Origin of the sequence: Mucilaginibacter gotjawali (assembly GCF_002355435.1) — a bacterium.
GTDB lineage: Bacteria > Bacteroidota > Bacteroidia > Sphingobacteriales > Sphingobacteriaceae > Mucilaginibacter > Mucilaginibacter gotjawali.
This window is the reverse complement of the sequence record NZ_AP017313.1, coordinates 1,308,112-1,321,112: the sequence shown is the minus strand read 5'-3', so window position 1 is coordinate 1,321,112 and position 13,001 is coordinate 1,308,112. Positions and strand designations below refer to the sequence as shown.

The 13,001-nt window shown below is 41.3% G+C and carries 13 protein-coding genes; 5 read left to right on the top strand and 8 right to left on the bottom strand.

The features are described 5' to 3' along the window. Positions 1 to 44: 44 nt before the first annotated feature. Positions 45 to 533 (bottom strand): T9SS type A sorting domain-containing protein, encoded by a 489-nt coding sequence (locus tag MgSA37_RS06050; RefSeq protein ID WP_096350393.1) that lies wholly within the window; start codon positions 531 to 533, stop codon positions 45 to 47. A gap of 188 nt (positions 534 to 721) precedes the next feature. On the opposite strand from MgSA37_RS06050, the gene MgSA37_RS06045 reads away from it, so the two are divergent. Beyond that, positions 722 to 2,665, top strand: a complete 1,944-nt coding sequence (locus tag MgSA37_RS06045) for a KUP/HAK/KT family potassium transporter (protein ID WP_096350392.1) — start codon at positions 722 to 724, stop codon at positions 2,663 to 2,665. 109 nt (positions 2,666 to 2,774) lie between these two features. Continuing rightward, entirely contained in the window at positions 2,775 to 3,569 is a 795-nt protein-coding gene (locus tag MgSA37_RS06040) for a phosphatase PAP2 family protein (protein WP_157750467.1), read from the top strand. 174 nt (positions 3,570 to 3,743) lie between these two features. On the opposite strand, the gene MgSA37_RS06035 is transcribed toward MgSA37_RS06040, so the two are convergent. Beyond that, positions 3,744 to 3,998, bottom strand: coding sequence for a SemiSWEET transporter (locus MgSA37_RS06035; RefSeq protein WP_096350388.1), 255 nt, complete (start codon positions 3,996 to 3,998; stop codon positions 3,744 to 3,746). Between the two features lie 97 nt (positions 3,999 to 4,095). Continuing rightward, a complete protein-coding gene (locus tag MgSA37_RS06030) occupies positions 4,096 to 5,991 on the bottom strand; it encodes an amino acid permease (RefSeq protein ID WP_096350386.1) in 1,896 nt (631 codons plus the stop codon). Between the two features lie 76 nt (positions 5,992 to 6,067). Here MgSA37_RS06030 and MgSA37_RS06025 point away from each other — a divergent pair, with 76 nt between their 5' ends. Continuing rightward, positions 6,068 to 6,736: a phosphatase PAP2 family protein gene (locus tag MgSA37_RS06025; protein WP_096350384.1), complete on the top strand. Its 669-nt coding sequence runs from the start codon at positions 6,068 to 6,070 to the stop codon at positions 6,734 to 6,736. A gap of 61 nt (positions 6,737 to 6,797) precedes the next feature. On the opposite strand, the gene MgSA37_RS06020 is transcribed toward MgSA37_RS06025, so the two are convergent. The 3 genes from MgSA37_RS06020 to MgSA37_RS06010 form a co-directional block, all read right to left on the bottom strand. Then, the gene (locus MgSA37_RS06020) at positions 6,798 to 7,460 is read right to left on the bottom strand and encodes a hypothetical protein (protein WP_096350382.1); all 663 of its coding nucleotides are present in this window, start codon (positions 7,458 to 7,460) and stop codon (positions 6,798 to 6,800) included. A 159-nt stretch (positions 7,461 to 7,619) separates the two neighbouring features. Beyond that, positions 7,620 to 7,946, bottom strand: coding sequence for a putative quinol monooxygenase (locus tag MgSA37_RS06015; protein WP_197706095.1), 327 nt, complete (start codon positions 7,944 to 7,946; stop codon positions 7,620 to 7,622). A 159-nt stretch (positions 7,947 to 8,105) separates the two neighbouring features. Next, the gene (locus MgSA37_RS06010) at positions 8,106 to 9,806 is read right to left on the bottom strand and encodes a M3 family oligoendopeptidase (protein ID WP_096350378.1); all 1,701 of its coding nucleotides are present in this window, start codon (positions 9,804 to 9,806) and stop codon (positions 8,106 to 8,108) included. A gap of 581 nt (positions 9,807 to 10,387) precedes the next feature. On the opposite strand from MgSA37_RS06010, the gene MgSA37_RS06005 reads away from it, so the two are divergent. Together MgSA37_RS06005 and MgSA37_RS06000 are read left to right on the top strand one after the other, a co-directional pair. Next, positions 10,388 to 10,810, top strand: coding sequence for an antitoxin Xre/MbcA/ParS toxin-binding domain-containing protein (locus MgSA37_RS06005; protein ID WP_096350375.1), 423 nt, complete (start codon positions 10,388 to 10,390; stop codon positions 10,808 to 10,810). 5 nt (positions 10,811 to 10,815) lie between these two features. Then, entirely contained in the window at positions 10,816 to 11,268 is a 453-nt protein-coding gene (locus tag MgSA37_RS06000) for an RES family NAD+ phosphorylase (protein WP_096350373.1), read from the top strand. Positions 11,269 to 11,281: 13 nt separating this feature from the next. On the opposite strand, the gene MgSA37_RS05995 is transcribed toward MgSA37_RS06000, so the two are convergent. Together MgSA37_RS05995 and MgSA37_RS05990 are read right to left on the bottom strand one after the other, a co-directional pair. Next, a complete protein-coding gene (locus MgSA37_RS05995; RefSeq protein ID WP_096350371.1) occupies positions 11,282 to 12,211 on the bottom strand; it encodes an NAD-dependent epimerase/dehydratase family protein in 930 nt (309 codons plus the stop codon). Between the two features lie 177 nt (positions 12,212 to 12,388). Next, complete coding sequence (locus MgSA37_RS05990; RefSeq protein WP_096350369.1) at positions 12,389 to 12,991, bottom strand: Crp/Fnr family transcriptional regulator; 603 nt, start codon at positions 12,989 to 12,991, stop codon at positions 12,389 to 12,391. Positions 12,992 to 13,001 lie beyond the last annotated feature (10 nt).

Here is a 13,001-nt window from a genome sequence, read left to right as displayed (position 1 = left end):
GAGTTCCGTTAAAACAAATCACTAACGAAAAATCTTAGTTCAGACTAAAGCACCGATATCCTCTTGATTACAGATTCTGTCCCGGCGTAAATCCTTACAAAATAAAAGCCCCTGTTCAGCTTATTATTTAACATATAGGAATATGTTTTTTCGCCGGGTTCAAGCCTTTGGTTAAATATGGTGATGATATCGTTTCCCAAGACATCCATAATTTTTATGGTAACGATAGAATAGCGGGAAAGATCGTATTTGAGGTTGATCTGGTCTGTTACCGGGTTGGGGTACACCTGTACATTATTTAAAAGCTTATCGTCTGATTTATAAACATTTACCTTTTGTGTAGAGATGATCGCCGGCTTTAGCGGGGGCAATACCAAATGGAGCGCACTTTTGGTTTGTTTTGGTTTTAGTAAATGCACATAAGTGGTGTCTGATTGCGAGTAGGCAACATTATCGGCAAAGGCAAAATTCATGAATATCGCCGCAGCAAATATTGCAATCCATGAATTTTTTAAAGTAAACTTTCGCCTCATATTTTATTATTATTTACAAAAGTATAAATAAACAAACCATCAATCTAAATAAACGGGCACATATAAATCATTTTAACAAATTTTAACAAAATAAGGTTTTAGCACACATGAATTTATGAAATTCGCAAAAATTATTTTTTAAAGATATTTAGGCACATTTTTAATACTTTTGAATTTTTAAATAAAAAGTGTCTAATCATAAAGATCTTCAAAAATTAACAGCCGCGGGCTTGTTAATCAGCCTGGGAATAATCTACGGTGACATCGGCACCTCCCCGTTATATGTTTTCAAAGCTATAGTAGGCAGCCAGCGAATAAATGAAACCCTTATACTTGGCGGTGTATCCTGTATTTTCTGGACACTTACCCTTCAAACCACGTTAAAATATGTTGTTATCACCCTAAGGGCCGATAACAAAGGCGAAGGCGGCATATTCTCATTATTTTCCCTTGTGCGCCGCCGCGCAAAGTGGCTCATCATCCCTGCTGTAATTGGTGGCTGCGCATTACTGGCCGATGGTATTATTACCCCGCCTATTTCGGTTTCGGCAGCTATTGAAGGCTTACAGGCCTATTATCCCCATTTACGTACCGTACCCATCGTAATCGGTATTTTACTGGGGCTTTTCGTCATCCAGAAATTTGGCACCTCATTGGTAGGCAAAGCATTTGGCCCGATGATGTTTATCTGGTTTACCATGATGGCGGTATTGGGTATTGTTTTTATTGCACAAATGCCATCAATAATAAGAGCCTTAAATCCTTATTATGCCTATTTAATATTGAGTACAAATCCCAATGCCTTTATTATTTTAGGAGCGGTTTTTTTATGTACTACAGGTGCCGAGGCCTTATATTCGGACCTTGGGCATTGCGGCCGCAAAAACATCCAAACCAGCTGGATCTACGTTAAAAGCAGCCTTATCCTTAACTACCTGGGCCAGGCGGTTTGGCTGTTACAACATAACGGAAAAGTGATGAACCTTAATTTGCATAATCCGTTTTATGAAATTATGCCCACCTGGTTCCTCCTTTATGGTATCGGTATAGCCACCGTAGCCACTATTATTGCCAGCCAGGCCTTAATTACGGGATCGTTTACGCTGATAGCAGAAGCTGTTCGTTTAAATTTATGGCCAAAAGTGCGCATCAATTACCCAACCATGCAAAAAGGGCAGCTTTATGTACCCAGCGTTAACTGGTTACTGTGCGCCGGCTGTGTAGGCGTTGTGCTGCTGTTTAAACATTCAGACAATATGGAAGCAGCCTACGGTTTAAGTATTACCGTAGCCATGCTGATGACCACTATCCTGGTATCGAACTTCCTGAGACGAAAAAAATTACCCCGGTATATTGTTAGTGTATTTTTAGCGGTATACCTGTTTATTGAGGGCGCGTTTTTAGCCGGTAACCTGGTTAAATTTATACATGGTGGCTGGTTTACCCTGTCTGTTGGCTTTATTTTGTTTACCATCATGTGGTCGTGGCATACCGCCCGGAGAATAAGGAACCGTTATGTTAAATTTATTAATATTGAGGACTATTACGGTATTTTAAAGGAATTAAGTGATGATGAAACGGTACCGAAATACGCGTCGCAGCTGGTATATTTAACCAGTGCGAATTTTGATTCGGAGATTGAGGCCAAGATCATTTATTCCATACTGCAAAAGCAGCCCAAACGCGCCGATGTTTATTGGCTGGTGCATGTTGATGTGGTGGACGAACCTTACAAAAAAGAATACGAAGTACAATTTCTTGTACCTAACAAACTGATCAGGGTTGATTTTAAACTTGGCTTCAGGGTTGAGCAGCAGATTAACCTGTTGTTCAGGCGTGTGGTAGAAGATCTTGTTAAAAAAGGCGAAGTGGATATAACCAGCAGGTACAAGTCGTTAAATAAACATAAAATTGTTGGCGATTTCAGGTTCGTTGTAATTGAAAAAGTACTTTCTCGGTCGCATAACCTTTCGCTCTTCGAAAGATTTATTATGGGTTTTTATGTTTATCTGAAAAAGGTAAGCCTGTCAGAAGAACGTGGTTTTGGCCTCGATTTGAGTTTTGTTACCGTTGAAAAAGTGCCGCTGATGTTATCATCGCCGGATATGGTTGAGATCCATCGGGCAAATTAATTCAGAATTGCAACAGATTGTTATAGTAATATTACGTTATTGTTAAAGTTTGCTCACTTAGCATAAACAATACGGGCAAAATGTTGTTGACTTGAAAAAATCATATCCTTTGAAAAACGTTCTACTAGCCATATTTTGTGTATTAACACTGGGTGTAAATGCGCAATCTGTTGATACTACTAAAAAGAAACTCGCCGATACACTTAAAAAAGACTTATTTACGGCGCCTGATACAGTAAAACGCTTACAGATACATCCCTTGTATTTACTGCCACCCATAGGGCTGATTGCATACGGAGCTTTATCATTTTATGTTACCCCGGTACGCAATTTCGACTATTACATTCATGGCGACATCCAAAGGACGGCTCCAAATTTTAACACCAAAGCCGAAAGCTATTTCCTGTTTGCACCGATCGTAATGGTTTATGGCTTAAACCTGGTTGGGGTTGAAGGCAAAAACAGATTTGTGGATCGTACAGCCTTACTTGGATTATCGGGCGGGATTTTGGGCCTTACTGAGTTCAGTTTAAAACATGCCACACACCGTTTGCGTCCTAATAAAACAGATTACTATTCGTTTCCATCGGGTCATACAGGGGCGGCCTTTCTTGGCGCCGAGTTCCTGGCACAGGAATACTCCGATAAGTCAGTCGTTTACTCCATCGTCGGTTATACTTTCGCGGTTACTACCGGGGTCTTCAGGATGGCCAACCGCGACCATTGGTTTAGCGATGTAGTAGCAGGCGCGGGTTTCGGTATTTTATCAACCAAAGCAGCTTACCTTATCTACCCTTACATTCGTAATGCCCTCACCCATACTGATAAACAGGGAAGAAAAGCCATGGTTATGCCAACCTACCAGGATGGTGCGCCGGGCATTTCATTTGCCATGCAGCTGTAGGAGGGTTGTTGAAAAGTTGTAACGTTGGAAAGTTGCAAGGTTTTTGTACATTTTCACATTACCTTTTGTATATTATCATATTAATTGTGTTGTCCGGCGTTTTTAGCTTTAAGGAAACATTCCTTAAAAGTGCACCACAACATTACAACCTTTCAACATTCAAACATTCCAGCATCACTTATACCTCACCTTATAAATCAAAATAGTGCTCGCAAAAATAAATGTGACGGCGTTTGCCGCGGCTACAGGCCAGCTGGCAGACATTATCCCATAGATAAGCCAAAGAAGCGTACCCAAAGTAAATATGGCATACATAGCTAAAGAAATACCTTCTGTATTTTTTGTCTGAATAGTTTTGACAGCCTGTGGCAAAAACGATATAGTGGTTCCAAATGCAGCCAAATAGCCGATGATATCAGTTAATTTCATAAGCGTTTATGTCTTAAAAATTTAAACAGAACAATACCGTTTAAGGTAGTTAGCTTCTCAAGCGCCTAAAAAACAGTTAAAATGTCAAATCCTTTTTTTATTCAGCTTTTTCTTTTTGAAAAACCGAAAACAACAAAGCGGCACCCGAATAAACAACGAGGTAACCAAGTGCGAAGCCCAGCAAGCCATAAATAACATCCATGGTTACGCTCTCCTGGGGGTCAAAAACCACCACCACAAAAATAGCCAGAATGGCGCCTATCATACTTATCTTTTTCGCCTGCTTGTGCCATGGCGCAATTTTCTCTCCCAATAAGCTATGTTCGTACCCGTAGCTGATGTAAATATCCAGCCCGATAACCAGCCATACCAAAAAGCGCACCCAGTTGGTATATCCCAGCTCAGTCATCAAATAAAAACAGCTTAATAAACCCAGTACAGGTATTAAGGAAAGATTTTTAACAAACGCAAGCACCGTTAAAACCGCCGAAAGCCCGATGAACAGAAAAAACGGAAGATCATCTTTGTTATGAGTTCCGTCAAAAAGCCCTATGATCCCGTTCCTGAAAAAATAGGCGCATAGAATAAATAGCGCCGGCACTATCCATTTGGAATTGATATAGGGTAAATGAAAACGCCCCGCCTTTGCCGCTTCGCGCGGCAACAACAATACGCCGCCGCAAACCAAAACAAAAGCAAACAGGGTGCCTATACTGGTTAGGTCGGTAACTATGGTCAGGTTTAAAAATAATGCGGGTACGCCTACCACAAAACCCGTTACAATTGTAGCAAAGGATGGTGTATGAAATTTGGGGTGAATTTTTGAAAATATCTTTGGCAATAACCCATCGCGGCTCATGCTCATCCAGATCCGCGGCTGCCCTAATTGAAAGATGAGTAACACGCTGGCGGTAGCAATAACCGCGCTAAATGAAATGATACCGCTGATCTTGGTTAAATGCACCTGGTTAAATACATAAGCAAGCGGATCGCCTACAGCAAGATTTTTATAGCTCACCATCCCGGTTAACACCAATGCTATCAGGATATAAAGTACGGTACAGATAATCAAAGAATAGATCATTCCCCTTGGCAAATCGCGCTGCGGGTCGCGGCATTCTTCGGCTGTGGTTGATATGGCATCAAAACCGATATAAGCAAAGAACACGCCCGAAACGCCTTTCATCACACCGCCAAAACCGTTTGGCATAAAAGGGTGCCAGTTGGCCGGGGTAACGTAAAAAAAGCCTATGGCGATAACGGCTATTACAATGGCGATCTTCAAAATCACCATGGCATTAGTGGCCTTTTTTGTTTCGCGGATGCCGATGTAAACCAGGTAAGTAATGCCGACCACGATAGCGAGCGCCGGAATATTGGCGATTAGCTTTAACCCGCCAAAGCCCGGGGCCGTGTTCCAGGCGATATTGGCTTCTTTTATCGTATCCGTAATTGCTGCCAGGTTATGGTTTTTGGTAAACTCCAGCACCTGCTCATGCGCGGTAAACGCGGAATAATAATCCATCGTGAGATATAGCGGTACGTGGATATGAAACCCTTCCAGCAGGTTAACAAAATAAGTACTCCATGATACCGCTACCGCGATGTTACCGATGGCATATTCCATTAACAAATCCCACCCAATGATCCACGCGATCAATTCACCAAAAGAAGCATAGGCATAGGTATAAGCGCTGCCCGCAACCGGGATCCGCGATGCAAACTCAGCATAACAAAGCGCCGAAAACCCGCAGGTAATGGCTGTTAAAACAAATAGTATGGTTACGCCCGGGCCGCCGTTAAAAGAGGCTAACCCGATTGTCGAGAAAATTCCCGCACCAACTACAGCTGCTATACCCATCAGGGTAAGGTCTTTTACGTTAAGTTCTTTTTTGAGGGACGAACCGCCTGAATGTTCGGCATCGCTGAAACCACTGGCACAATCAGCTAATATTTTGGTAATGGATTTTTTACGGAAAATACTTTTCGACATTAATTTGATAATTTAATCAGCAAGGGTAAACATAACCATTTTTTTGCAGTGAATAAGGATATGCTTATTTTGCACGATGAATATAAGCATAAAAGATGTTTTACAACGAATCAAGCCGTTTTTTGTCCTCTACCTGGTCCTGTTATGCGGCTGTTTTGTTGTCAAATTGCTTTATAGCAAAGATGATATCTATTTTGCGGTAAATACCCGGCACACCGATTTTCTTGATACCATTGAACCCTATATAACCAACCTGGGCAACGGCTGGACCATTGTTATTATAGCCGGCGTGCTGGCATTATACAATTACCGGATCGCTTTTTTAATGCTGACTACTTTTTTGCTCACCTCATTAGCCGTGCAGATCGCAAAATTTTGTTTTGATGCGCCACGCCCCAAATTGTATTTTAAGGACCAGCTAAGTAAGCTGCATTTTGTAAAAGGCGTTGATATATTAAGCCATAACAGTTTTCCGTCGGGCCATACCCTAACCGCGTTTGCTACCGGCGTATTGGTTACCTACCTGGCAAAAAATAAAAACTGGGCTTACCTGCTGGTGTTTTATGGGGTAATGGTGGGTTTCTCGCGCATGTACCTGAGCGAACATTTTTTTGAAGACGTGATGGCCGGATCTGTCATGGGGGTATTCCTGGCCATATGCTGGATCAGGTGGATCGATAGCCGTAAATTTATCAACTCCCCCGCCTGGAACAGGGGATTGTTGAGTCCGAAGTCTGAAGTCTGAAGTCTAAAGTCACTACTACATGACTTCAGACCCATGACTCAAGACTTCAGACTTAAAAAAACTACCCTAAAGCAGGTTCTTTCTTTTTGTTTTTAACAGCAATCAGCACTAATATTATCAGCACAACAAGACCCGCACCGCCAAAAACTTCAATTTTTGTGGTGGATGACATCCCCGTTGCGTTTGACAGGTATTGGTCGTTACGCTGCAGTTCGGGCGATAGCTTTATGGAGGCTATAAATGCTTTATACTCTGGTTTTACAACATCGGTACGTTCACCCGGGTACACATATTCAATGGTATAAGTAACGTCTTTGGTGTATATTAAAACAAAGTTCCTGCAGGTAATCACGCCGTTGCCGTCATCACTTTTTAACGTAAACGTTTTGGCTTTTAAAGTACCAATAGTGGTATCCCGCACATATTGGGCACTGCTGCCAGGCTGCTGCGCCTGTATCCCCTTAATATAAGTTTTCATCACTTTATTAAGGTCGCCTTGGGTTTTCAGAGGCGTATTGTTTTTAGCGTTCGCTTCGCGAAAGGCGATCATATAACCGTACATCCCGTTAGCGGTAAAGATGTGCTCATTTAAGGTATCTTTTGTTTGATATCCGGGAGGTAATGAAATAGTCACCAGGCTATCCAGCTTAACCGGTTTGATAAGCTGGCAATACCCTGCCATGGCAGACATCAACAGGGTAATACTTAAAATTATCTTTTTCATACTATATTAAACTCTTTAAAATCCATTTGGTTTGAATCTTTGAGTTTATTATGCGTATGATATGATACTATTGTGACTTATTTAGCTTTATTTCAATGGATTACAAACCACTTTAAAAATGTGGATTATTTTACTTTTTGCAACCATAGCGTAAAAAAGTTAAGTTCCCGGCTGACGCGCTGCTGCAATTAGATCAACATCAACAAGCTCCAATGACTTAACCATATGCTCAACCGTTTGCTTATACTTTTTAAAATGTATGGTTTCGATATGCGCTTTATAAGCTGCCGTATCGGCATATATTTCAAGAATAGTGATGTGTGCAGGATCCTTTTTATCGGCAACGGCATAATAGGTTAAAACGCCGGGCTCCAGCCTTATTGCTGTTTCCATTTGCTGCTTCAGGGCAGAATTATAGCTATCCAGTTGGGCCGGATCAACCTGGATTTTTGCCAACCTCACCATTTGATTTTTATGTTGTGCCATAGCATTATTACTAAAACAAAGGGTAAATATCCCCATAATAGCAAAGAGAATAAGCCGGTTAATCCGGCTTATTTTCTTTATTAAACTTGTATGAAAAGTTTTCATATGATAATTCTGTCAGACTTATGAAGTTTTGAAATCATCGTAAGTCTTTATTTTTTACAATTTATCCATTTCCCCCTTCACAAACTCCGCCAGTTCCTTCACATAAGCCGCGCTGAAATCAAATTTGATCCCCGCTGTTTCGTAAATCTCTTTAATAGTTTTAGTGTAGCCCAGTTTTAAAGCTTCCAGGTACTGGTGCAGGCCTTTTTCGGGGTTTTCTTTATAGTTTTTCCAAACTGCTATGGCGCCCAACTGGGCCATGCCGTATTCGATATAGTAAAATGGCACTTCAAAAATATGCAGCTGTTTTTGCCATAGGTTGGCTTCGGCATCGGGATAGTCGCTCCAATCCACAAAGCCGGCGCCAAAGGGCTCATAGATCTCTATCCAGGCCGTTCTGCGGTCTTCATCGGTATGATTCGGGTTGGTATAGATCCAGTGCTGAAACTGGTCAACCACGGCCACCCAGGGTAATGTCTTCAGTACATCAAACAATTGGTCGCGTTTGGCGCGTTTTAAATCTTCTTCATTATCAAAATAAACATCCCAGTTATCCATCGAGATCAACTCCATCGACATCGAAGCCAGTTCGGCCACCTCGCTCGGACAGTGTTTAAAATCATTCAGCTCCAGGTCCGCGGTTAAAAAGGTATGCACCGCGTGGCCGCCTTCATGCACCATCGTAGTGAGGTCGCGGAAGGTATTGGCCGAGTTCATAAAGATAAAGGGCGCACCGGTTTCCGACAGCGGATAGTTATAACCGCCCGGTGCTTTGCCTTTGCGGCTCTCTACATCAAACAGGTTATTATCCTTCATTATCTCCAGCCTTTCGCCCAGATAGCGATTGATATTACTGAAACACTGGATAGATTTTTCGATCAGCTCATTGCCATTATTAAACGGCTTTAAAGCAGGTTTTCCGGATACATCCACATCCATATCCCATGGCTTAAGGGTACCCAGGTCAAGCGCTGCTTTGCGCTTTTTAGCTTGTTCGCGCAGTATAGGCACTATCTCTTTTTCTATCGCTTCATGAAAAGCGTAGCAATCCTGCGGGGTATAATCAAAACGCCCCAATGCCTGGAACATATAATCCCTGAAATTTTCAAACTCCGCATTTACAGCAACTTTATGACGCAGGGCGCGCAAATGATCAAACAGCTCGTCCAGCTGGTCTTTATCCTGCAGGCGGCGGGCGGTTATCTTCTCCCAAACCTCCTGCCTTTTACTGCGGTCGGTACCTTTTAAAAATACCGATGCCTGCTCCAGTGTATACTCTTTATCGTCAATGTGTACCGACATTGAACCTGTTATGCCCTGGTATTTTTGTTGTTCAACCTGTATTTCAGTTTGTAGCGGAATATTTTCTTCCCTGAATAGCTCCAGCGCTTTTTTTACGCCCCGCAGGTAGATAAAATATTTTTTATTATCCAGCTTATCTACCCATTTGCTGCCTACCAGCTTTTTATTCAGCTCGTTGCCATAAGGCGCTATTTTCGGCTCAATCTCGGTAGCAAAGTATTGGAAGTTTTGCAGCAATTCTTCATTGGTGGTATCACAGGTCATGCGGATATAGCGCCATGCAAAGTCTTCTTCCAGGGCAGCCTCCAGTTCACTACGGTCGTGCAGCCATTTTTCAAGTTCTGCAACAGAATTTATCGGGCGTTCGGTTAATTCTTTATACAATGGTTCCAGGTTTTCCCATTTAATCTCAAGGGTTGCCGGGATATATGTTCTTGTTTTTTTGTGGATCATGGTGTTTTGATGTGCGTATGTGCAAATGTGCGGATGTGCAGATGAATAAGCAAAGAATATTTGTTAAATAAATTGAAGAATTTATTTAATAACGTCACCAACGAGGCAGGATTTCATTTTTTAGAAATTCCGTTAATCCGTCAAGTTGGTCACATCTATAATAACCTATACAGCAATTAATGTAATAATACTCGTCATGCATCTGATATACCCAAAACTGACAAGTATTTCCACTGTTTGAACAAGTAATAATTTTTCCATGGCATGTAAAGTCAAGTCCAGGAAGAATGCGCTGCATTTGAGTTAGCCGACTAAATTCCAAAATCTCTTTATCATATGGACTATAGTCGGCCATAGTTATTGACCAATAGTACTCATTTCTATCTATGCACATTAAAGCAAATATTAATGGCGTGTTTACTAATGTATAATCTACTCTCCAATGGCGGGAGAAGTAATTGGTTAAAGTTAAACGTTTTATAATAATACCAATAAACTCACCTTGGTTTTTTTACAAAAACAACAAATAAAAAAGGTAAAAATACCTTGTTTATTACGGCAATTTTACCTAAATTTGTTTTATGACAGTTGCACAAGCTACACTTTTAAAAAATATCCCCTCGCGTGTTGATACCAACATTACGCTGGGTATGATAAAAACCGGAAAAGTTGGCCCCCAGCATTTGCAAGCGCTAAAGGACCTGACTTTATTTAACGATGAAAAAATATCCGATTGGTTAGATATCAGCGTAAAAACTTTCCGGTCATATAAAAAACCAAATAGCATTATAAAAGCCCGCATAAAGGAACATGCCGTAATGGCATTATCTTTAATAAAACATGGTATCGAAGTATTTGGCTCCCAGGAAAGCTTTGTAAACTGGCTCGAAAAAGAAAACTTTTTTTTCGACAAAAAGGCGCCTATCGAGTTTATGGATACCCATAGCGGGATAAAATTTATTGACGATAGATTAACCGGTATAGAGTATGGTGATAATGCTTAGTAAAAATGGAAGTATTTAAAATTACTAAAGCAGCTTTCTCTAATGAACTAATAGCTTCCGGCAGGGCACACAGGTGGAACATTGATGATCAATTTGCAATTTATACCGGAAGCTCCAGATCTCTTTCTTCACTGGAACTTATTGTTAATGAAAATTCAATTTCTCCGGCTTTCAAATATAAAGTAATGATAATTTCTATCGCAGATGAAGAAAGTTTATTTACTCATATTTTGCAATCAGAATTACCTCACTCCTGGCGAACAATGGCTTCTTATCCAAAACTTCAACAAATTGGAAGCGAATGGTATATGAGTAAAAAGTCACTTATTTTAAAGGTTCCTTCAGCAGTTATTCCCAAAGAATACAATTACGTCATTAACGCATTTCACCCTGATTTTAAAGATAAAGTTTCCCTTGTACGAACGGAAGATTATTTTTGGGATGACCGGCTGTTATAATTCAGGTCCCAGGCTAAACCTTCTTATACACCGTCTCCGACATCAACTTAATCCCATCCTCATAACTTGTTGGCTTAATATTAAATGTCGTTTCGAATTTGGATGAATCGAAAATATAATCGTGGTTGTACTGGTAATACATTTCAACGGTGCCGGCTACCACCTTATTAAACAAGCCGTAGCTCCAAAGGAAAAACTTATTGATGGCAAATACCTTTGGTTCAACCCCGTAAATTTTAGCTGCCATATCAATAAATTGTTTGCCGGTTAAAGGTTTGGCGGTGGGCATGTGCCAGATCTGGTTATCACTTTCCGGCTTTTGCCCAAGCAGGTAAACGCCTTTTCCCATATCGGGGATGTAACTAAAGTTGTGCAGTTTATCCAGTTTGCCCAGCCATTGTGCTTTTGCCCCTTTGGCATAATTATCAAGCACCATCATATCTAAAAAGCTGTTCTTATTATCGGTGCCATAAAAATCAGCGGCACGGGCAATGCTTGCTTTAATATTGCCGGCTTTAGCCTCATCCATTAATTGGGTGGCTATTTTTGCGCGTACCTCGCCTTTTAAGCTGCAGGGGTTATAGGGTGTATCTTCGGTCATGGGGCCATCAACCAGGCCATACATGTAAACGTTATCAAAAAATATCAGCGTCGCCCCTGTTTCTTTGGCTGCGTTAATAGCGTTTTGCATAACGATGGGCCACTGCGCCTGCCAGATGTCTTTATCATAAACCAAACCGGCTGTTATGTAAATTACTGTCGACCCTTTCGCAGCGTCCAGCACTTCGGCATAGTTTAGCAGGTCGGCTTTTTGCCAGGTAATGTTTTTGGCGGTATTGGCCATTGGTTTGCGGCTTACCAGCCGGATGGTTTCGTTGTTGTTGCTTAATTCGCGGGTGAGTGCGTTTGCTACTGCCCCGCCGGCCCCTAATATAGTATGCATTGTTTTATCGTTTTTGATTTAGTCAAAGGTATATCAGGCCTCTCGCTCAAAACGTTAACAAAAGATAAGAATTTGTCTGAATCAGAATTTTCAGAATTATAGAATTAGCAGAATGAGTAAGTTAAATAACAAATCACGATTCTGAAAATTTTCAAATTCTGAAAATTCTGATTCAGACTACGCTGCTTTCATTATCCTTCTCCGTATCCGCGAAAGCGAAACAGGCGTAATGCCTAAAAAATGGGCAATATAGTGTTGGGGCATCCGCTGTATGATATCGCGGCCGGTATTGAGCAAATCGAGGTAGCGCTCTTCGGGGGTTTTGGTAATAAAGGATGACATGCGTTCCTCGTAGCAAATGAGGTAATATTCAGCCACCAGCCGGCCAAAGCGTTCCATTTTGTAAGCCAGCGCGGGGTTTGCCAGCATAGCTTGCATGCTTTTATAGGTAATGATCACCAATTCGGTATCTTCAAGCGCCTGTACGTAATTTAAACTGGGCTGGCGTGTTAAAAAACTCCGGTACGAGCTAACGAGTTCGTTTTCGAAACTAAAATACCCGGTGATCTCTTCACCATCCTTGATATTAAAATAGCGTACAGACCCGGTTAACACAAAGCCAATCTCGCTGCATACTATCCCCGGCTCCGCAAAATATCCCTTTTTCTTTAACTTTTTAAAATCGAGATGCCGGCTCACCATATCCCATTCCGCCTCGTTAAATTCAATGAATTTACTGATGCCTTTTCTAAAAACAACTAACGCTTCGCCGGTTTCCATATGAACGAAA